This window comes from Candidatus Bathyarchaeota archaeon (genome assembly GCA_026014745.1).
Taxonomy (GTDB): Archaea; Thermoproteota; Bathyarchaeia; order Bathyarchaeales; family Bathycorpusculaceae; genus Bathycorpusculum.
On the sequence record JAOZHS010000001.1, the window covers coordinates 321,050 to 341,513 of the forward strand.

Genomic DNA, 20,464 nt, shown 5'->3' on the forward strand with positions numbered 1-20,464 from the left:
AAAGTTCCTCTTTTCTTTTTTTAATGTAAACCTTTAGGTGTATTAGTAAAGTATCATAAAAGGTACAATGCAGCAGACGTCTCCACAAGCTTTCTGTTAGAAATTTAATATTGAGTTGGTTCCGAAAAGAAAAAAAGAAGATGCGCTACACAGAGAAAAAACTAATGACGATGTCCCCACTCGAAGTCATTCAGCGCTAGACTACGAGCCCACATGCGAAACAAACAAAACTTTTTTTTAAAGCTAACCTTCTCATTCCTGAATAAGTTCTTCGTCTATCCACCAAGCTTTCTTTTTGCCTGATTTTTCACCCGCGTAATATTCGATTATTGCTTTTCCAGCTTGTTTTTTGGAGGTTTTCTGGATGCGCTGCAGCCGATTTAAGACCAGCCAACGGTTGGTTTTAAGGTATTCAGCTAATTCGGGGGTGGTGGCTGATTTGTAATGCATGAGGTAGTCGATTATTTTGTGGTCTAATTCGTCGACTCCGTATTGGTGAGGGTTGATTTTGCCATGTTGGAATGTCAGGATTTCGAGTTCGGCTAGGTACATGCGAATTTGCCCAAACTCTTCTTCGAGTCGCTCCATGCGCTGCTGTAGAGCTAAAAGGGTGTTGGGTTTGGGGGTTTTCTGCAGTTTCTCGTTAATGGCTTCGCGGATAAACGTGCTTCGGTCACCTTCAGGGATCCGTAGCGCCATTTCTTGGTAGACGTCTTCAGGTAGTTTGACGGTTACGACTCGGACTTCACTCATGCCTATGCCTCGCCTGCTTTTATGGTTGTTTTATTATTTCATAGTTTCCCCAAAAAATTTAATCAATCCAAAAGGATTGTTGCCTTCAGATAGTTAAAGGCTACTCTGCTATTGGAACAGCCTTTTAAACGTTGAAACAATAATAATTAAATTATAGAAAACGTAAAACAGATACGGTGACAAATGTGACTGATTGGTCCCAAAGACAATTACTTATCTTGGCTTTTGACCACCGAGCGTCATTTTTAGAAAAAATGTTTGGAATCAAGAATCGCCAACCAACCCCTGAAGAAAAACAGCAAATACAAGATTACAAGCAAATCATTTTTGAGGGCTTCCGATTAGCCATCAAGAAAAACGTCCCCAAAAACATCGCTGGCTTACTCGTAGACGAAGAGTTTGGCAGCGGCGTTTTGCGTCAAGCAAAGAAGGACGGTTTAATGTTTGCTATGCCCACCGAAAAGTCGGGGCAAGACGAATTTGACTTTGACTACGGCGAAGACTTCGCCAAGCACATTGAAGAATTCGATCCCACTTTCTCAAAAGTTCTTGTACGCTACAACCCTGAAGGCGACGCCGAAATGAATAAGAGACAACTGCAAAGGCTAAAAAAACTCAGCGATTACCTCCAAAAAACGAACCGCCCCTTCCTCTTTGAACTCATCGTTCCCTCAACGCCCGCCCAGATGCAGAAACTCGGCGGATCCAAAGAAAAATGGGACCTCGAACTGCGCCCTAAACTCATGGTACAATGCCTCAAAGAAATCCAAGCGGCAGGAGTAGAACCCGCCATCTGGAAACTCGAAGGTGTCGATAAACCTGCAGATGCTGAAGCCGTGGTTAAACAAGCGCAGAGTGGTGGCAGAAAAGTCGGCGTCATCACGTTAGGTCGTGGTGAATCCAAAGAGAAAGTGCAGGAATGGCTCACAGTCGGCGCAAAAATCCCCGGCATCATCGGATTCGCTGTTGGTCGTACCATCTTTTGGAATCCGCTAGCAGACTATAAAGCAGGCAAAACCAGCCGTAGCCAAGCAGTTGAAGCAATCGCCCAAAACTATAATGAATTTACAGAGTTATGGTTAAAAGAGTGTAAACGGTGAACAAAGCATGACATCTCTTAGATCTTTATCTCCCTCGATGATTAGAATCACGACTGCTGGCGCAGTCGGAGCCGCTCTCCACATCGGCAAAGGTGACCCTGATAAAGTGGATCAAACCGCCCTTGACTTTTCACGTGCAGTCCTCAACCAAACTGAAGTTGACGGAGAAGTAATCTGTTGCGAAGGTCCCAAAGACAATGCACCTGCCTTTAACAACCGCGAAAAAGTCGGTACTGGCAACGGTCCCAAAGTTGAATTTGTCATAGACCAAGTCGACGGCACAACCGCCACTTCTAAAGGCAAAAAAGACGCAATCTCCGCATTAGCATGCGCCCCCGCAGGCTGCCTACAAGTCCTTCCCGACGACGGCTATTACTTCAAAGTCGCAACCAACGGCATAGCAAAAGGCAAAATCAACCTCGACATGTCAATTGAAGAGATCGTTGAAACAGTCGCTAAACTCAAACATCGTCCTCTTGCAAACTTCACTGTTATTATGCTTGAACGGGAACGCCATGCTGAATTGCTTGCGAGCCTCCGCAAGATGGGCGTACGTATAATTCTCATCACTGACGGAGACATCGCAGGTTCCATCGTTACATGTCTGCCCGATTCCGGTGTAGATTTGCTTGTCGGCGCAGGTGCTGGCGCAGAAGCTACAATTGCAGCCACGGCTGTTAAGTGTCTTGGCGGCACTATGCTGGTCAAAGTTTGGAAAGGAAAAAGCGATGATCCCGAACGTATGGCACGACTCAAAGCTGCCGGTGTAGATGTAGAAAAAACCTACACGGAAGACGAACTCGCAAAAGGGAACCAAATGATTTTTGCCGCCTCAGGCGTTACCAAAGGTGAAATGCTTGATGGTGTACGCTTCACCGCTTCTGGAGCAAAAGTTCAGTCTTTATGCACAAGGTTGCCCAGCGGAACAATCGAGTGGTCCCAGACTATCCTTAAATTCAAAGACCACCCCGTCTACGGTCAAATAACCTAGACGAACAATTTTTTCTTTCTTTTTTAAAAAAATAATCCGACTAACCCGTGAGGTTTAGTGGTTGTGATTATGTTCTTCAGGCAAGACTTGTCCTGTTAGTTCAGCGAGTTCAAAGTAGCGTTGCTCTGTTATGTGTGCCAGTTGTGTCTGTAGCTCTTCTGCTGTTGTGTATTTGCGTTTTAGCAGGGCGGTTTTTTTAGCGAGTTCCTCGTCGCCTAATCCCTTAAACCATGCTTCGAAGTCTCCGCGTTTCATATGAAAATCTATGGAGGCTACGTCGGCTCGGTTTAGTTTGTGTGCGAAGTCTCGCAGGCTGTGGGCATGGATGCCTAAAGGTTTGCCTACTGCGATGTAGAATTCGAATGCTTTATCGTGTGGTGCATAGGCTAAGATGTCGGCGGCTTTTTCTTTGGTGGTTTCTGGGATGCCTATTACTGTTTTTCCTTTGTCTGTTATGGCGTAGAGTCCTTTCTCGGGGCAACTTACGTAGCCCATGCGGGTGAGTCCTAAAAGGTGCATCATGACTGGCTGGAATTCTCTGTTTGCGTTCTTAGCGATTTCCGCTGCTTTTTGGGGTTTATCGCTTAGGAGCATAGTTTCCAGTATTTCTTGTTTAATAGGTGATAAACTCATAACTCGCACCTTACTGTTATTTAGTGCTAATGTCGAACGGTCTAATCAAACTTTTCGTCGTAATATCCAAAGAAGCGATGGGTCGCCTGCTTCTTGGTCGGCATAAGTAAAGTTTTAGTAGACAGATAAAATATTGCTAAATGATAACTGGTGACTTAAAGGACATGAAGCTCGCTGTTTTTGTTTATGAGTACCCGCCAAAAATTGTTGGCGGATTAGGAACCTACGCCGCGGAGATTACCCGAAAATTCGTCCTAAATGACCATGACGTCACGGTCTTTACAATGAATGATGACGCAGGTTCCTTACCGACTAGAGAAATCTGGCGTGGTATAGAAATTCATCGCCCCCTCCACATTGACGTTTCTGACTCGTTGCCCGACGTAATCGCAGATGACATAAAGAAGTGGGGTCGAGGTTTGCATCTCTTTGGCAAGCTCATGGTTTACAATTACCTCTCTGCCGCCAAGTTGATCAACGAATTAATCAAGAAAGAAAACATGAAGTACGATGTTGTTGTGGCGCATGACTGGCTCTCTGCGATGGGCGGCGTCACCGTAAAACGTGAAACCAATTTGCCCTTTGCCTTCCATGTCCACTCAACTGAGAAAGGCCGCACCATGGGCACAGGCTCAAGCGTAGTCAGCAACATCGAGTTGCGGGCAGGCAAAACTGCTGACATGGTTGTCACGGTTTCTTATGCCATGAAAGATGAGTTGATTCAGCTTGGTTTTCCGCGCGAAAAAATCCAAGTCAGCTACAACGGTGTAGACCCCCAGAAGTATGACCCTGCGACGGTTAACAAAGAAGACATTAAACGTATTCGTGCTAAATATGGACTCAAAGACGACGAAATCATGATTCTCTTTCTTGGGCGTCTCGTCGGGGTTAAGGGCGTTGACAAACTCATCATGGCTATGCCCCATATTCTGCCTAAAATTCCAAAAGCAAAGCTGGTTATTGTGGGCGTTGGGGACCTTCAAGAGTATCTGACAAACCTGACTCGTACCATTCGACTGGATGAATACGTGAAATTTTGCTTTGATTTCATCCCTGAAGAGGAACGTATCCTTCACTACGCAGCCTGCGATATCGCGGTGTTCCCAAGTCACTATGAACCCTTCGGTATTGTAGCTCTGGAAGCTATGTCAATGGAGAAACCCGTTGTTGTCGGCGCCGCAGGCGTCAGTGGCATGCGCGAAATCGTTATCTGCACTGGTGAAGAACAATGCGGTTACCACATTGACCCCAACAACCCCTCCGACATCGCTTGGGGAGTTGTTAACGCTCTGCAAAGCCCTGAATACGCCAAATGGCTGGGCAAAAATGGCAGAAAACGAGTCCTAGCCGAATTCACTTGGAACCGCATAGCCCAGAAAACAATCGAACTCTACGAATCAATCGCTAAACGGTGAGTGCTTGAGTTTTGGCTCTGATTTAAAGCAGCGCGTTGCACGTGAAGCTGCTACTCTGCTTTATTTTGGAGCAGAAAAAGAATACAAACAAGCCAAACTCCATGCGGCAGAAACGTTGGGAACCCATTTTTTGCCTTCTAACCTCGAAGTTGCCCTAGAACTTGATAAGGTGGCCGAAGAAAACGAGGGTTCCAAACGAAAGGAACGCCTAGTGGAGATGCGCAAGGAGGCGCTAGAGGTTATGCGATTGGTGGAGGCGTTTTGCCCAGTTTTGATTGGGAGCGTGTGGCGGGGAACCATCAAGCAAGGTAGCGACATCGACATCGCCGTTTACACTGACAGCACCGAAGACCTCTTGAAAACGCTTGAAAGGGGTGACTTTAGGGTTTCTCGAACTGCTTGGACAACCGTTAACAAACATGGCATTACCCATTCATCTTTTCACGTTTATACCCAAACCCCTGCGGGTCACGGTCTTGAAATTGTCGCCCGCGCCGCCGAAGAAGCAGGCAAAAAACGACGATGCGAAACATTCGGCGACGAACTCAAAGGCCTCAACCTGCGTGAACTCCAAAAAGTCCTCGGCACAAACCCCACGCAACAATTCATCCCCCTGTAATTCTCGCAAAATCTGCTTCGTCATCAAAAAAACACATAAACATCCTTTTCCATTCTTTAGTTGAAAATTGATGCGCTATGGCCATTGACAAAAAAGACATCAAGAAAATGTTTCCTAACCTTTATCGGGAGCTTGAAGCAAGTGAAAATAAAGTTTCTATAGATGCCGTGCGCAAAGACGTACTAACAGCGGAGGAAGAAGCCTCTGGTGAATCCTGTGAATGCGAGGAATGCGCCGAAGGAGACGAAGCCTCTGACTTGCACGTGGAGACGCCAGATAAACTGCGGCATTTTACTCCGCAGGCAGTTGATTTTCTTCGTCGATGTGATACTACAGCTCAAGCTGAAGAAATCATTGCTTATTTAGAAAAGAAGGGTGAAATCTCCGCAGAGTATGCTTCGAAGCTACGGGGTCAACTCAAGAAGGATGGTGTTCGTAGTTTTGGGCCTAAAAAAGAAGAGTATTACTACTTTAAAGAAGGCGGTCTCTGTTAGAAGTTTTCTGTTTTTAAGTAGTTGCTAGAGTTAAACTTTGCTTGCTATAGAGCTTATTGAAATTTTGCGGTGCAGGGAGGTCTGTTTCTTTGATGAATGCTACTTCTACTCGTTCAACGCCATCTATCCGTTTTACGGTGTCAACTAGCTTCATTATGCTGTTTAAGTCCGTGACAAAGGCGATGGCAAGTATGTCAAAGGCGCCGATTATCTCGGTTATCACCACTATGTTTATGATTTTTTTAAGCCCTGATAAGGTTGCAGCTTTGGTTTGATTTGGCGAATTTGTTATCATCAGGAAAGCTTTGCCTTGGTATCCTAGTTTTGAGGGGTCTATGGATAGGGCGCATCTGGTGATTATGCCGTCTTTCTTCATTTTGTCGTATCGGGAGATGACGGTTTTGGGTGAGACACCGATTTTTTTTGCTATAGTCGCAAAGGGTGTTTGGGCATCTTTTAGCAGTTCGCTTAAGACAAAATAATCGAGTTTATCCACTATCTTTTCTCTTCCTTTGGTTGACAGTCGATATTTTCAAAAGCCATAAACGGCATAGAGGTCCAAACGTTAATTTCGACTTTTTGCACACCAGGGAGCCGTTTAATGGAGAACGAAATTTTATCTAGTTCGTTTATGCTTTCAGCGTGGATTGCTGCGATTAAATCGTATTTTCCGACGCTTGATGATATTTGTATTGTGTTTATGTTTTTTTGTACTGTTTGGATTACTTCTTCAAAATTACTTTTTAGGTTGATTCCGACTGTGGCGACGATTGGTATTTTGAGTTGGTCTAAGACTGGGAAAAGGGTTGCGCCACCGTTTATTACGCCCATTTGTTTTAATCGTTTGATTCGGTTAAGGATGGAGACTGAGGATATGCCGCATTTTTTTGCTATGTCTTTTAGGGGTGTGCGGGCGTCTTTTAGTAGGGTGCGGATTATTGTGGCGTCTGTCTCGTCGATTTGTGTTGTATGATTCATTTCGGTTTAGGTTGTGGGTGCTTGCATATTAAACTTTTCAGTGTTTCCTCTGTGTATATTAAGACACATGGGTAAAATAATTAGTGTTTGATTGGTTTTTATTTAATACATTTTTCTTTTTTTTTATTGTTTATGCAAAAACTTATATGTTTTAAATTCGCTTAGCGCTGAATTGAGGAGATACATGCAATGCAATATAAAAAAACTAAAGTGTTAACTCTATCAACCGTATTGCTGATAGTAGCACTAATGTTACCTATGATAGCACAACTCCCAACCACCAAAGCAGGCGACATCCCAACATACGCATTCCTAGCCGCTGCACCCAACCCAGTCGGCGTAAACCAAGACTGCACAATCAGTTTCTGGCTAAACGAATTCCCACCAACAGCCAATGGCGCTCTAGGTGACCGATGGGAAAACATGAAACTAGAAGTCACAAAACCCGACGGCACCACAGAAACCTTAGGACCTTACCGGTCTGACCCTGTAGGCGCATATTATATCACCTACACTCCAAAACAAGTCGGCAACTACACAATGCAATTCACTTTCCCTGGCCAAAACATCACTGGCACCCGATATGGTCAACCAATTAACAACTACTACAAACCCAGCGAAAGCCGGGTATTAACCCTTGAGGTTACAGAAGAACCCGTAGCCCACTGGCAATCAACACCACTACCCACCGATTACTGGACCCGACCCATCGACTCTAACAACCGCGAATGGTACCAGATTTCAGGAAACTGGCTATTCAAAGGTTATGACACAAGCAAGGCCTTCACAGCTCAAGGCTACAACCCCTACACAACCGCACCCAACACAGCTCACATCGTTTGGACCAAAGAAATCGCTTTCGGCGGCGAAGTCGGCGGATTTGATGAAAGCACCCAATACTACACTGGCTTATCTTACGAAGGAAAATGGAACCCACCCGTAATCATGCAGGGCAGACTATACTACAACTTGCCATTAGCTAACAGTCCAAGTGGAGGCACATTCGCTTGCGTAGATGTACGCACCGGAGAGACACTGTGGACCGCAACTGGATCCATAACAAACGGCCAAATATTTGACTATGAGTCACCAAACCAACACGGCGCCCATGCATACCTTTGGAACTGTCCTTCAAGCTGGTGGGGACCCGCATCAAACTGGACAATGTATGACGCGTTCACAGGAACGCAACTGCTGACATTCTATAACACACAAAACCCCGGTGTTATCACTGCTTCCGAAAACGGCGACTTGATATGCTATGTTCTCAACGCCCAAGCCAACTGGCTTGTGAAATGGAACAGCACTAAAGCTATTCCAGCAGGACAAAGTGGCTGGAGTTGGAGCGTCTCTAGAGGCGCAAGCTATGACTGGAATACCGGAATCGAATGGAACACAACAATCCCTGATGTTGCAGGTTCACAAAGCATAAACCGATATTCTGACAACAAACTCTGGGCAAGCAGCTTCTTGATGAGTGAAGTTCCACCAATCACCGTGGACGTAACTTATGACGTAAGCAACGAAGCCAAAGGCACACAGCTCTCAGTAAAGAACCACACCGACATGATTGACCCCGGCCAATACGCAGGTGGCATCGGACCAATGGGTGAAGGAGTCTACACAATATACTCCAAAGAAAAACTCCAATGGTATGCCTACGACGTCGAAACAGGCGCACGTGTTTGGGGCCCAACTGAACGGTATGACAACGACTGGGGTATGTATGTCTCAGTCCTTGGCGGAGAAGCATGGATAGCTGAAGGCAAACTGCTCGCACAAGCATACGACGGATGCATCCACTGCTTTGACATAACCGACGGCAGTGAACTATGGACTTACTATGCAGGAAGCGCAGGATTCGAAACACCCTACGGAACATATCCATTCTACAGCGGACCCACCATTGCTGACGAAAAAGTCTACTCAACCACTGGTGAACACTCTCCAGGTGACCCATTATGGAGAGGCGAAGCAATTCACTGCGTTGACCTAAACACAGGCGAAGGCATATGGAACATCTCTGGCTGGTACACTGGTCCAGTAGTAGCAGATGGCTACCTCTTGACACTCAACGGCGCAGACAACAGAATTTATTCCTTCGGCAAAGGCCAAACTGAAACCACTGTCACGGCGTCTCCAAAGGTTTCAACCTTCGGCGACGGAGTCCTAGTTGAAGGAACCGTGATGGACCAATCCCCTGGCGCATCAATGAACACTCCTGCCATCGCAGACGAATACATGTCTGAATGGATGGAGTACATCTACATGCAGCAATCAAAGCCCTACAATGTCAAAGGTGTCGAAGTCGTCTTAGAGACAATCGATCCTAACGGCAACTACTATGAACTCGGTACAACCACAAGCGACGAAAATGGCATGTTCAAGTACATGTTCACACCCGAAGTCCCCGGCGAATACACCATCATTGCTTCATTCAAAGGCTCAGACTCTTACTTTAGCTCCCTTGCAGAAACTGCCATAGGCGTTGGCGATGCACCTACACCCGCACCAACAGAAGCTCCAGTAGCAGCTCCAATGACTGACACCTACGTCTTAGCATTCGGTAGCGCAGCACTAGTTGCCATCATCATCGGCTTTGCAATCTTAATCCTGATGGCTCGCAAACGATAAACAAAACCAAAATCCATCCCCCTCTTTTGGGGGAACCCAATATTTTTTATTTGTCTTAATTATAAATTACCGCTGAGGTTTCACTTTGAACACCACTAAATTAGGCATTTGCGTTTGTTTAGCTATAGTCCTATCTTTTGCTGTGGCAGTCGTTGTTGAAGCCGCGCCGACTTTGAGCACAAGCTTCTACAAAAACAACGGCTACGGCATGGGCAACGACATGAGCGGAGAATGGACTCTCAATACCTCAGTCTCTTCAGACGTTGCATATGTGGAGTTCTATTTAGATGACCAACTCCAGTTAAATGCAACCTCGGCTCCTTTCAGCTGGCATTTTAACACCAGCAGCTTCACCGAAGGGCAACACAATTTCCACGTAATCGCCTACGATGCCCAAGGTGCATCAGACGATGTAGCTTTCACGCGTAACTTTGTAGGTTTCCCCGTTGACTTTGTCGTAATCATAATTGTCGTTGTGGTGGTTGCTGTGATTGTTTCTTTGGCAGTGCTGCTGTATAGAGTAAAGCGGCAAGATGCAAAAAGGAACAACCAATAACCTTCCACAAACTATTTTCTCCAAAAATAGGTCCCCCTACGGGAGGGGGTGGATACCCCTATCTATCTCTACTCCAAAAAATGGAGTTAGATTTTTTTGGTGTTAACCGCATTTTCTAGAGCCGAGACGCCGGGCAGTTTTTTACCCATCAAAAACTCGATAAGTGCGCCGCCTGCAGTGCTGATGTAGCTGATTTTTTTGGTTAAGCCATATTCTTGGATAGCTGCAATGGTGTTTCCGCCGCCAGCTAAACTGAATGCTTTGCTGTCCGCGATGGCTTGGAGCACTTTTTTAGTGCCATAGCAGAACTGTGGGTTTTCATAAACGCCCATGGGTCCGCTGACGACGATGGATTTGGCGGTGGCGATGATTTTGGCGTAGTTTTCTACTGTTTGGTGACCTATGTCGTAGATGGGGTAGTCGGTTGGCAGTTGGGTTATGGTAACTTCTTTGCGTACGCCGCCGAAGTCAAGCGCAACGTCAACTGGAACCACGATTTTGTCGCCGTACTGCTCAATGAGGCTCTTGATGCCCGGCAAGTACTGGGTGAGTTCTTTTTTGGCAAGAAACTCCACGACACCTTTTCCTAAACTGACACCTTTCGCCGCCAAAAACAGCTGCGACGTAACCCCCCCGACTAACACGTAGTCTGCAATGCCGTTTGAGAGAACGTATTTGCTGATTTCAAGGCTGTCGTCGGCTTTGGCGCCTCCCATCACATAAACGCAGGGTTTCTCAGGTTTCTCCAAAGCTTTGCTTAAGGATGTTAATTCGCGTTCCATGATGCGACCCGCCGCAGAGGGCAAAACAGCCGTGAACCCAACCATCGAGGCATGGCCGCGGTGTGCAGCTGAAAATGCATCGTTAACAAACAAATCGGCAAGTGGCGCCAGATTCTGCACTAATGGAGTTTTTGATTGTTGCTCGGGCGTGCCGTTTTTGGTTTCTCCCTCCCAGCCCCGTACGTTACCTAAGACGAGGGTTTCGCCGGGTTGGAGGCTTTTGATGGCGGCTTGAGCTTGTTCGCCGAAGATGTCATCGACGTATTTTACTGGGCGTTGAAGAATCTGCTGGAGGATTTCGGCGTGTTGTTTTAGGGGAATAAAGTCATCGTCGCCTTTGCGTCCTTGATGCGCTATCACCACGGTTTTGGCGCCTTTCTCAGCTAGTTCTTTTAGCGTGGATTCCGCGTGGGCTCGGATGCGGACGTCGCTTGTGACGTTTTTGGTTTTCGGGTCAATTTCGGAGTTAAAGTCCACTCGGACAAGGACTGTTTTGTTTTTAACGTTAAAATCGTCCAGTGTATGGTATTTCGCCATTAACGTTTACCTTCTAATCTTTAAAAATGAAAAGATTGGGAATTTAAGTTTGATTCCCACTTTAGAGGTTGGCTTTTTGGGCAATCAACTCTATGAAGTCGACCATGCGGTTGCTAAAGCCCCACTCGTTATCGTACCAAGCGAAGACTTTAACAAAGTTGCTTTTCTCTCCCAACACCATTGTTAAACCTGCATCGAATACGCTGCTATAGGTGCTGTGCAGTACGTCGGTGCTCACGATTGGGTCTTCAGTGTATTGGAGGATGCCTTTGAGTTCGCCTTCAGCGGCTTTTTTCATGGCTGCGTTGATTTCTGCCTTGGTGACTTCTTTTCCCAAAACCGCAGTTAAGTCCACGATGGAGACATCTGGAGTTGGAACACGAAGTGAGTACCCATTCATTTTGCCTGCGCAAGAGGGCAAAACTTCTCCGATGGCTTTAGCAGCGCCAGTGCTGGTCGGGATGATGTTTATGGCTGCTGCGCGTGCGCGACGGGGATCTTTGTGGACGATGTCTTGGACTTTTTGGTCGTTAGTGTAGCTGTGGCAGGTAGTCATCAATGCTTTCTCTATACCGAAGTTTTCAACGAGTACTTTACTTATGGGTGCTAAGGCGTTAGTGGTGCAGCTTGCGTTGCTTAGAATGTTGTCGGTTTGGTGGTTGTAGGTTTCTTCGTTTACGCCGAGTACGATGGTGCAGTCAGGGTTTGTGGCTGGCGCGGAAACGAGCACTTTTTGGGCTCCTGCCGCGAGATGTTTGCTTGCGCCTTCCCGATTAGTAAACAGCCCTGTGCTTTCAACAGCTAAATACACGCCCAGCTGTTTCCAGGGCAAGTTTGCGGGGTCCCTTTCTTGGAGACATTTGAGGACTTTTCCATTCACGACCATGTCGTTACCTTGGACTTCTACAGTTCCGGGGAAGTGTCCATGGACTGAGTCATATTTTAGCAGGTGAGCGTTAGTTTTTGCATCTGCAAGATCGTTCACCGCAACGAAATCAATGTTTGCATTTTTTTCGATGGCGGCTCGGTAGAGCAATCTTCCGATTCTGCCGAACCCGTTAATTCCAACTTTAATCTTCGCCATTAAATAATCACCAAGTTTCGGTGAGGTTCTAAAACAGACAAAGTTAATTAATTTTTTCCAACCCAAACAGACAAGACAATGGTTGCTATAGATGTTTGCAATTCAATCAAGCCATTTCATTTCGCCAAATTTTTCTCCTGCAACTCTCAATAAAACTTTAAGCTCCAATGATAATTGGGTTCTGAAAAGTTTTATGGGATAAAACGCTATGCCGAAAGCAGTGCCTGTAGGTTTTGGTTAACGTTTAGCAAGTTTTTTGCGATGTAGTCTGGTTGTAGTTTGATTGATTGAAGGTCTTTTAGCTTGTTGAACTGTGATGGCACAAACATTGCTTTCAACCCCGCTTCTTTGGCGCCTTGGATATCCTCAATGGGACTATCCCCGATGTAGATTGCCTCTTCTGCTTGCACCTGAAGGCGACTAAGGGTGTCTTGGAAAATTTTACCGCTGGGTTTACGCCACCCATTCTCCTCTGACACCACAATTACACTGAAATATTGGCTTATGCCGATTCTTCGAAGGCTCTTATGAATGACGGGTGCATAGGTGAAGTTTGAGATCAATCCCACTTTGCATCTGCTGATAGTTTGGTCAAGGAGTTTTTTTGCTCCAGCCCGCAACTCAAGTGTGTCAATGAAGGCTTGGAAAAAGACGTTAAGCGCCGCCTTCATATGTGCATCCTCTTTTGAAACGTCAAACCCCAATGACTGTAGAGCTTCTGACACCCAAATTGCATTGGTCACTTCGCGGTGCTCTTCATAGCGGACTCTGCGGTACTTCTGATGCGCCAAATTGTAAGCGTCCAAAAACTGTTTCTTCTCGGTTTCAAACCCCTGTGCCGCTAAGGCGGAGTGTAGGGTGTCTTCTGAGGCTGACATGCTGTAGCCTTTGCAGTTCACCAAGGTTCCGATGTAGTCAAAAATCACTGCTTTAATGGGCATGGCGTTTTCCTTTAGCTGCAGTTTTTTTGATGTCAGTTAGTGCTGTTCCAAGCGCGGTGGATAATAATTGTTTGGGTTTTCCTATAGCGTCTTCTACTTTTGGGTCGTAGGGTATGGAGCCAAGGTAACTTAGCCCAAGCTTTTGAGTTTGGGTTCGGATGGCGTCGGAGGGGGTTTGTTTCATATTTTCAATGACGCCGATGATGCTCATGTGGAGTTCGTATAGCAGCCGTGCCTGTTTCTTGACAACTTCAAACGCTAACAGCGACGGCGTTGTAACTATGAGAAACTCGATGCGCCTAACCAGTCGCACTAAATCCAACACGGCATCTCCTATGCCTGGTGGCATGTCAATAATGAGATAGTCCAGTTCGCCCCACTGCGTAATTGCAAGTAACTCGATAAGCGCATTGGAGACGTCGGCGCCACGCAGAGGTGCGGGATTGTCGCCAACAAAGTAAACCAGCGACATGTACTCTAAACCCTCCAGTGTTGGGGGGATGAGGCCGCGGTCTTCTTTGGGCTGAAGGTTGTTTGGGGCGCCCAAAATGATGTGAGTTGAGGGTCCTGTGAAGTCAAGGTCAAATAAGCCGACACGGCAGCCTTCCTCAGCAAGTGACAACGCTAACCCGGTGGCGACCATGCTTTTGCCGACGCCTCCTTTGCCGCTGGAAACAGCGATAATTCGTCTTATTTTGGATAAACGGGTTTCAATTACGCTTGTTCGGGGGTCAATCGCCATTATTTAACCCCTTTTATGTCTTGAAGCCAAACTCCGCGTCCAGTCTCGATTTCAAAGTCGGGGCTGCCACATTTAGGGCACTTGACGTATGTGTGTGCGGCTTCAGGCACAAAATGAATCGCTTCCGCGGTGGCTTTATCGAGGCTCTTTAGGCTAAACTGCCATTTTTCTCCGCAGACACGGCATTTAAGCGTGGATTTTGCCTTGAGGATGTGAAATTTTGTGTCTGCAAACAAACCGTCTTTTAGTTGCGAGAGCGCAAACCGCAAAATCGGCGGCTCCACCTGTTGGAGTTCCCCCACTTTGATGGTAACTTCCGTAACTGACTCTAAGTCTTCCTGCAAAGCTATCTGCCTAGCAGAAGCAAGAATCGATTCAGCCAGCGCCCATTCATGCATACACAATTAGGCTAAACGGAGCAATAAAAAAATATTGCACAGAACACGTTTTGGCTCATCGGGTAATTTCTTGCAGCTTCGAGTTTTCAAAATCCAATATGCCTCTTTAGCCGTGGCTGTTTAGGAGGCTTCTCAGCAAAGCCTTAAAATGGTGTGGTGCCTCGTAAGGAATGAGGCTTTCACTGTGCGAGTTATAGCTGACCTCCATATTCATGGCCGATTTAGCCGAGCAACCAGCGAACAAATGAGCATTTCTGAAATTGCAAAATACGCCCAAATCAAAGGCCTAACCCTCGTCGGCACAGGCGACTTTACCCATCCTGAGTGGCTAAAAGAAATCCAAGGAGCCACCACCCCCGACGCCGATACAGGTCTGCTTAAGCTTGCGGCTTCTGATTCGCCAGTGCGGTTTATGCTTCAAACCGAAGTCTGCACCATATTTGACTACAAAGGCGAATCCAAAAAAGTCCACCACGTCATCCTAACCCCCAGCATAGAAACCGCCACCCAAATCAACGAGCGTCTCCAAAACTTTGGCAGTTTAAGCGCCGACGGACGCCCCATCCTTGACGTGTCCGCGCCTCAACTTGTTGAAGAAGTTATGGAGGCTTCAGGGGATAACATGGTTTTTCCTGCGCATGTTTGGACGCCTTGGTTTAGCATCTTTGGCGCCTTTAGCGGGTTTGACACGGTTGAAGACTGCTATCAGGACATGGCTAAACATATACACGCGCTCGAAACGGGTTTGAGCAGTGACCCGCCGATGAATTGGCGCCTAAGCAAACTTGACCGTTACGCCTTGCTTTCTAACAGTGACTGCCACAGCTTTTGGCCTTGGCGTATCGGCAGAGAAGCAAACGTGTTTGACCTCGAAAACTTCTCCTACAAAGCCGTTATCGATGCTATAGCCGCCAACGACCCCGCAAGATTCAGGTTCACCATCGAAACCGACCCTGCCTATGGCAAGTACCACTGGACGGGACATCGAAACTGTAAAATCTCCATGTCACCCCAAGAAGCCATCAAATTCGGTAACGTTTGCCCCGTTTGCCGCCGAAAACTCACCAAAGGCGTCGAACAACGAGTAGAAGAACTCGCCGACCGCCCAAGCGACTATAAGCGTGAGGTTGCGCCAGGTTTTCTGCGGTTACTACCCCTCTCTGAGGTGATTGCGGCGGTACTTGGAACAGAAACCCCCTCCACACAGGCAGTCTGGAAAAACTACAATCTGCTAACCGCAAGGTTTGGCAACGAATACTCGGTGCTCATTGATGCTCCCTTAGACGCGATGGCTCAGGTTGTGGACCCCGCTGTAGCGAAGGCAGTTGTGAATGTCCGCGAGGGCACCGCGAAGGTCACGCCGGGTTACGATGGAGTTTATGGACAACTGGTTTTGGGAATCGAAGCGCAGAAAGCTAAGCCTAAGCCGCCTGCTCCGCCTAAAGTGCAGCAGAGAAGTATGAGTGACTTTTGGTAACCGCACAAACGGTTTATTTCCCCCCGCCGCTTCTAGCTAGGCAGGACCGATTAACTTGATAGACGTTCTCACTCGTATCACCAATGCTGCTTCTCAACGGTTCGGCGCACAATACGCTGAAGCCCGCGCACAGAAACTCTACAAAACCAGCCTCAGCCTCAAAGAGGAACGCGTCGAAGCCGCCAAACAAGGCATCGAAAACGGCGTCGCACTCCGCGTGCTCGTTGACGGCGCATGGGGATTCGCTTCGGTAGGTTCCTTTGACGCAGTGGTTTTGGAAAATGCAGTTTCGGATGCCTGTCGCATGGCAAAATTGGCTAGCACACGCCTAAAAACCCCCACAAAACTAGCCCCCGCCAAAACCATAACCGACAACGTCAAGTCAACACCCCAAAAGAACCCCTCCGACATCGCCATGGAAGACAAAATCCAAACAGCGCTCACCATAAACAAAACCATACTGGGGTTTGATGGCAAAATCAAAAGCTGCAACGTCGACTACCTTGACCTAACGGGTAGCAGCACCTTTGTGAATAGTGAAGGCACCCAAATCACGCAGGATAAACTCTACGTTTGGGCACGCATAACCGCCTCAGCCGCCGAGAATGGCGTGTTTACGTTTAGCCGCGAAGAAATCGGCTCCACCGCAGGCTACGAACTCTTCGACCAGCAACCCCCCGACGCTTTAGGCTTAAAGGTGGCGACGCGGGCAGTTCAACAACTCCGTGCCAAAGCGCCTAAAGGCGGCAAATTCCCCGTCGTTTTAGGCCCCAACGTGGTGGGCGTGTTTGTGCATGAAGCGTTTGGGCACCTTGCCGAGGCGGATTTAGCGCTCTCTGGCGGTGTATTAGCAGATAACCTGGGTAAAAAAATCGGCTCCAACCTCGTCACCTTCTACGACGACGGCACCTTGCCTGGGTCATTTGGCGCATTCAAATACGACGACGAAGGTGTCCCCTCACAGAAAACCCTACTTATCAAAGACGGCGTCGTCTCGGGGCTAATGCATAACCGCGATACTGCTCAAAAATTCGGCGCAGCTCCTACCGGCAATGCGCGTGCTGAGGACTTTCGGGTTGAACCCATTATTCGTATGCGTTGCACCTATATGGCACCTCGAGACCAAACTCTCGAAGAACTCCTCGAAGGCGTCAAATCAGGTTACTACTTTAAGAGCTTCCGAGGCGGACAAGCCAATCTCGACGGCACTTTCCAAGTGGGTATTCAGGAAGGCTACGAAATCCAAAATGGCGAAGTCGGCGCACCCGTCCGCGACGCATCCATTAGCGGCAGCACCTTGGAGACGTTACTTAAGGTGGATGGTGTGGGAAAAGATTTTGTGATTGATCCGGGACGCTGTGGGAAGGGGCAGACAGCGTTTATCTGTGACGGTGGACCGCACATACGAGTAAACGAGGTGATTGTCGGTGGCAGTGCTTGAAAAAAACATAATGCTCAGCCTAGCCGAAAACGCAGTGAAAGCGGCACTCAGCAAAGGCGCCCAAGAAGCCGAAGCCTACGTCTACGAGGGACAGGCAACAAACATCGGCATCGAGCTGGGGCAAATTAACAAAACAAACAAAATCATAGATCACGGATTAGGCATCCGCGTCGCCTCAAACAAAGCCATCGGCTTCGCCTACACCAACATAGTTGATGACCCCCAAGCCATCGACCAAGCCGTAACCAGCGCGTTGGGCGCTGCAAAAGCCAGCAAACCCGACCCTAACTGGAATGGACTTGCCCCAAACAAACCCTACACCCAAACCAAAGGCACCTATGATTCTGAAATCCTCTCGTTGGAGTCGGAGGAACTCGTTAAAGTCGCTGCAACTATGCTTGACGCAGCAACCGCTGTGGATAAACATGTTTTTCCCATCGAAGGCGGCATAGGCGGCGCCTACATCGCAAACGCCATCGCTAACTCTAACGGCGTCTCAGGCTTTGACCGCGGCACCATAATCGAATGCAGCCTCGCCACCCTCGCCAGAGAAGGCAACAAGGTAACACCAGTATGCTTCGAGTTTGACGCCTCAAGAAGCCACAAAGTAAACCCTGAATGGGTAGGCAAAGAAGCTGCAAAGCTCGCGGTTTCGGCTATGAAAACCAAGCCCGTAGAAACCAAAGCAGGCAAAGTAATCTTTACCCAGTTTGCACTGCAAGATTTGCTGTCATACACTTTGATGAACGCCATTAAAGCTGACAGTGTACAGAGGGGGCAGTCGCCTTTCAAAGGCAAATTGGGTACGCAAGTCGCCTCAAGCAACCTCACAATCTACGATGACGGTTTGTATGCGGGTGGTTTGCGGACTTGGATGTTTGACGGCGAAGGCGTACCGCACCAAAAGACTCCCGTAATCGAAAACGGCATCCTGAAAAACTTCCTCTACGATAACTATTCCGCCAGAAAAGACAGTAAAGAAAGCACTGGCAACGCATCTCGCGCAGGCTACCTCTCAACGCCGGGTATAGACACAACAAACTTCCATATTCTACCCGGCAAAGCATCTGAGGCTGAAATGCTAAAAGACATCGATGACGGCTTAATTGTGTACTACCTTCAAGGTGCCCATAGCAGCAACCCTGTAAGCGGTGAATTCTCTGTGGTTGCAACGCCTGCGTGGAAAATCCGAAAGGGCGAAATAACCCATGCCTCAAGCGGCGTCATGTTGGCTGGCAACATCTTTGAACTCCTCAAAAACGTTGCTGTCGTTGGCGCAAACGAACGGCAGATGGGCAGCATAATTTCGCCTTGGCTTGTGGTTGATAACTTGCGAGTTATCGGGAAATAGACAAACGGGGGCGGTCTTGGTTAAGTGGTGATTATGGTTACTTTCCAAGCGGAGCCGTTGTCGGTGTAAGTGTAGCTGGTTTGAACTGAGTTGACATAGACTCTGAGACTGGTTACGTTGGGCAGTGTGGTTTTGCTGATTGTTACTTCGATGTAGTTGACGCCGCTTTTGGTTATCGAGAGGTATAAGCGGTTGTTTGCTTGGTTGTAGTTGACTTGGGTGACGGTTACGTTGGCAGCGACTTTGATTGCCCTATCTAGGGGTTGTGGCGTAGCTGTTGGAGTAGCGGTGGGCGTGGGGCTTGGCGTTGGAGATGCTGTCGGGGTAGGCGAGGGGGTAGGCGTCGGAGAAGCCGTAGGTGTAGGCGTTGGAGTGGCTGTTGCAGTCGGTGTAGGTGATGGTGTGGGCGAAGGGGAAGCAGTCGGCGTCGCCGTAGGCTGAGGCGCAGAAATTAAGCAAGCCCCATTGCGCACAGTTCCGCCCAAAACAACATCATGATAGAGAACACCCTGCACAAAATTACTTGAGGCAGTTGTCCCATCATAGCCCTGCTGCGCGGACATAGATTCTACTAGTGTCCAGCTTTGCCCATCATTGACGCTGACATAAATCCCTGCAGTTATGGAGCCAAATTCAGCTGCACAGAATCCCGCGTAGACCTCGTTTGCGGCGTCGTTTTGGCGTATCCAAAAACAGTACGAGTTGCTGGCAGTGTTGAGTACTTGGGTGTAGGTGTTGTCGTTGGTGGTTCGATAGATTGCGCCAACGATACTGTCAGAGCCAAAAAGCCGCGCAGTGGGAGTGACTTCGACGGCAACCACTTGTGTCATGTCTGTTAGGATTTTGCTCCAGCTTGAGCCGTTATTGGTTGAACGTAGGACGTAATTGATGTTCCACGGCGCCATGGCGTCGCCGACGGTTGCGTAGATGTAGTTGTTGGTTTTGTCGATTGCAATGTCATGGATATGTCGCGCGGTAGAGTCGTAGTAAACGGAGGTCCATGAGGTGCCGTTGTTGGTGCTGCGGTAGATTCGGGCGTTTGAGTTGAAGCTGTCCGTGGTGTAGACGCCTGCGAAAAGGTACCCGTAGTTATCGCTGTCCATGCCCCAGATGCATTCCCCAGGCGACAGAGCCAACACGCGAGTCCAACTTTGGCCTTGGTCGGTGCTTCGCCATAACCCTGCGTTTGAACTGCTAAGGCTATTGCCTACGGCAGAGTAATAGATGTAGCCATTACCTGCGATGAAGATGCAGCTGGTGTCTACAGCGTTTGGTATGGTTTTTAGTGCGCTAGACCATGTTTGGCCTTGGTCTGTGCTTCTATAGACGCTGTCAGTTGTGCCTGCGTAGACGGTGCCGTTGGATGTTATCCATGCGGCATGTATGGGTTTGGTTACGGGGGTGGTGGTGATTTGGCTTTTTGTGGTCTCCATTATGATGCCAAGCGTTAATGCTAAGATAAGAATCAAAGAGAGGACGCCGAAAATTTTGATTTTGTTTTTTTTCATTTCTTCTTCCTTCAATCAAAATTTTGCTTT

General features: G+C 47.8%; 20 protein-coding genes. 10 read left to right on the forward strand and 10 right to left on the reverse strand.

Annotated features, from left to right (window positions below):
* Positions 1-252: 252 nt before the first annotated feature.
* Positions 253-753 (reverse strand): hypothetical protein, encoded by a 501-nt coding sequence (locus NWE92_01770; protein ID MCW4028359.1) that lies wholly within the window; start codon positions 751-753, stop codon positions 253-255.
* Positions 754-938: 185 nt separating this feature from the next.
* On the opposite strand from NWE92_01770, the gene NWE92_01775 reads away from it, so the two are divergent.
* Together NWE92_01775 and NWE92_01780 are read left to right on the forward strand one after the other, a co-directional pair.
* Positions 939-1,853: a DUF2090 domain-containing protein gene (locus NWE92_01775; GenBank protein ID MCW4028360.1), complete on the forward strand. Its 915-nt coding sequence runs from the start codon at positions 939-941 to the stop codon at positions 1,851-1,853.
* Between the two features lie 7 nt (positions 1,854-1,860).
* On the forward strand, positions 1,861-2,844 hold the full coding sequence (locus NWE92_01780; GenBank protein ID MCW4028361.1) for a fructose-bisphosphatase class II family protein: 984 nt from the start codon (positions 1,861-1,863) through the stop codon (positions 2,842-2,844).
* Positions 2,845-2,898: 54 nt separating this feature from the next.
* On the opposite strand, the gene NWE92_01785 is transcribed toward NWE92_01780, so the two are convergent.
* Positions 2,899-3,477 (reverse strand): DUF5752 family protein, encoded by a 579-nt coding sequence (locus NWE92_01785; protein ID MCW4028362.1) that lies wholly within the window; start codon positions 3,475-3,477, stop codon positions 2,899-2,901.
* Positions 3,478-3,641: 164 nt separating this feature from the next.
* Between NWE92_01785 and NWE92_01790 the strand changes: the two genes are divergently transcribed.
* From NWE92_01790 to NWE92_01800, 3 genes are all read left to right on the forward strand, one after another.
* A complete protein-coding gene (locus NWE92_01790) occupies positions 3,642-4,892 on the forward strand; it encodes a glycosyltransferase family 4 protein (GenBank protein MCW4028363.1) in 1,251 nt (416 codons plus the stop codon).
* Between the two features lie 4 nt (positions 4,893-4,896).
* The gene (locus NWE92_01795; protein ID MCW4028364.1) at positions 4,897-5,511 is read left to right on the forward strand and encodes a nucleotidyltransferase domain-containing protein; all 615 of its coding nucleotides are present in this window, start codon (positions 4,897-4,899) and stop codon (positions 5,509-5,511) included.
* Positions 5,512-5,588: 77 nt separating this feature from the next.
* Positions 5,589-6,005 carry a DUF2095 domain-containing protein gene (locus tag NWE92_01800; protein ID MCW4028365.1) on the forward strand — a complete coding sequence of 139 codons (417 nt, stop codon included), beginning with the start codon at positions 5,589-5,591 and terminating at the stop codon, positions 6,003-6,005.
* 13 nt (positions 6,006-6,018) lie between these two features.
* Here NWE92_01800 and NWE92_01805 read toward each other — a convergent pair whose 3' ends face one another.
* Positions 6,019-6,501 (reverse strand): Lrp/AsnC family transcriptional regulator, encoded by a 483-nt coding sequence (locus NWE92_01805; GenBank protein ID MCW4028366.1) that lies wholly within the window; start codon positions 6,499-6,501, stop codon positions 6,019-6,021.
* On the reverse strand, positions 6,501-6,983 hold the full coding sequence (locus NWE92_01810; GenBank protein ID MCW4028367.1) for an Lrp/AsnC family transcriptional regulator: 483 nt from the start codon (positions 6,981-6,983) through the stop codon (positions 6,501-6,503). The genes NWE92_01805 and NWE92_01810 overlap by 1 nt, the downstream gene beginning before the upstream one ends.
* A 189-nt stretch (positions 6,984-7,172) precedes the next feature.
* Between NWE92_01810 and NWE92_01815 the strand changes: the two genes are divergently transcribed.
* Together NWE92_01815 and NWE92_01820 are read left to right on the forward strand one after the other, a co-directional pair.
* Entirely contained in the window at positions 7,173-9,617 is a 2,445-nt protein-coding gene (locus tag NWE92_01815; protein ID MCW4028368.1) for a PQQ-binding-like beta-propeller repeat protein, read from the forward strand.
* Positions 9,618-9,702: 85 nt separating this feature from the next.
* Positions 9,703-10,173 carry an Ig-like domain-containing protein gene (locus NWE92_01820; protein MCW4028369.1) on the forward strand — a complete coding sequence of 157 codons (471 nt, stop codon included), beginning with the start codon at positions 9,703-9,705 and terminating at the stop codon, positions 10,171-10,173.
* An 86-nt stretch (positions 10,174-10,259) separates the two neighbouring features.
* Here the strand turns inward: NWE92_01820 and NWE92_01825 are convergent, their stop codons facing one another.
* The 5 genes from NWE92_01825 to hypA all read right to left on the reverse strand — a co-directional run bounded on the left by NWE92_01825 (position 10,260) and on the right by hypA (position 14,657).
* Positions 10,260-11,492: a phosphoglycerate kinase gene (locus tag NWE92_01825; GenBank protein MCW4028370.1), complete on the reverse strand. Its 1,233-nt coding sequence runs from the start codon at positions 11,490-11,492 to the stop codon at positions 10,260-10,262.
* Between the two features lie 61 nt (positions 11,493-11,553).
* Positions 11,554-12,576: a type I glyceraldehyde-3-phosphate dehydrogenase gene (gap, locus tag NWE92_01830; GenBank protein ID MCW4028371.1), complete on the reverse strand. Its 1,023-nt coding sequence runs from the start codon at positions 12,574-12,576 to the stop codon at positions 11,554-11,556.
* Between the two features lie 206 nt (positions 12,577-12,782).
* Positions 12,783-13,517 (reverse strand): HAD family hydrolase, encoded by a 735-nt coding sequence (locus NWE92_01835; GenBank protein ID MCW4028372.1) that lies wholly within the window; start codon positions 13,515-13,517, stop codon positions 12,783-12,785.
* Complete coding sequence (locus NWE92_01840) at positions 13,507-14,259, reverse strand: Mrp/NBP35 family ATP-binding protein (protein MCW4028373.1); 753 nt, start codon at positions 14,257-14,259, stop codon at positions 13,507-13,509. The genes NWE92_01835 and NWE92_01840 overlap by 11 nt, the downstream gene beginning before the upstream one ends.
* Positions 14,259-14,657: a hydrogenase nickel incorporation protein HypA gene (gene hypA, locus NWE92_01845; GenBank protein MCW4028374.1), complete on the reverse strand. Its 399-nt coding sequence runs from the start codon at positions 14,655-14,657 to the stop codon at positions 14,259-14,261. Before hypA ends, NWE92_01840 begins: the two co-directional genes overlap by 1 nt.
* Positions 14,658-14,841: 184 nt before the next feature.
* On the opposite strand from hypA, the gene NWE92_01850 reads away from it, so the two are divergent.
* Genes NWE92_01850 through NWE92_01860 form a run of 3 tightly spaced genes read left to right on the forward strand, consistent with a single transcriptional unit; the run spans position 14,842 to position 18,926 of the window.
* Positions 14,842-16,134 carry an endonuclease Q family protein gene (locus NWE92_01850; GenBank protein ID MCW4028375.1) on the forward strand — a complete coding sequence of 431 codons (1,293 nt, stop codon included), beginning with the start codon at positions 14,842-14,844 and terminating at the stop codon, positions 16,132-16,134.
* A gap of 55 nt (positions 16,135-16,189) precedes the next feature.
* Complete coding sequence (locus NWE92_01855) at positions 16,190-17,575, forward strand: TldD/PmbA family protein (protein MCW4028376.1); 1,386 nt, start codon at positions 16,190-16,192, stop codon at positions 17,573-17,575.
* A complete protein-coding gene (locus NWE92_01860; GenBank protein ID MCW4028377.1) occupies positions 17,562-18,926 on the forward strand; it encodes a TldD/PmbA family protein in 1,365 nt (454 codons plus the stop codon). Before NWE92_01855 ends, NWE92_01860 begins: the two co-directional genes overlap by 14 nt.
* 20 nt (positions 18,927-18,946) lie before the next feature.
* Here NWE92_01860 and NWE92_01865 read toward each other — a convergent pair whose 3' ends face one another.
* The gene (locus NWE92_01865) at positions 18,947-20,434 is read right to left on the reverse strand and encodes a hypothetical protein (protein ID MCW4028378.1); all 1,488 of its coding nucleotides are present in this window, start codon (positions 20,432-20,434) and stop codon (positions 18,947-18,949) included.
* Between the last annotated feature and the right edge of the window lie 30 nt (positions 20,435-20,464).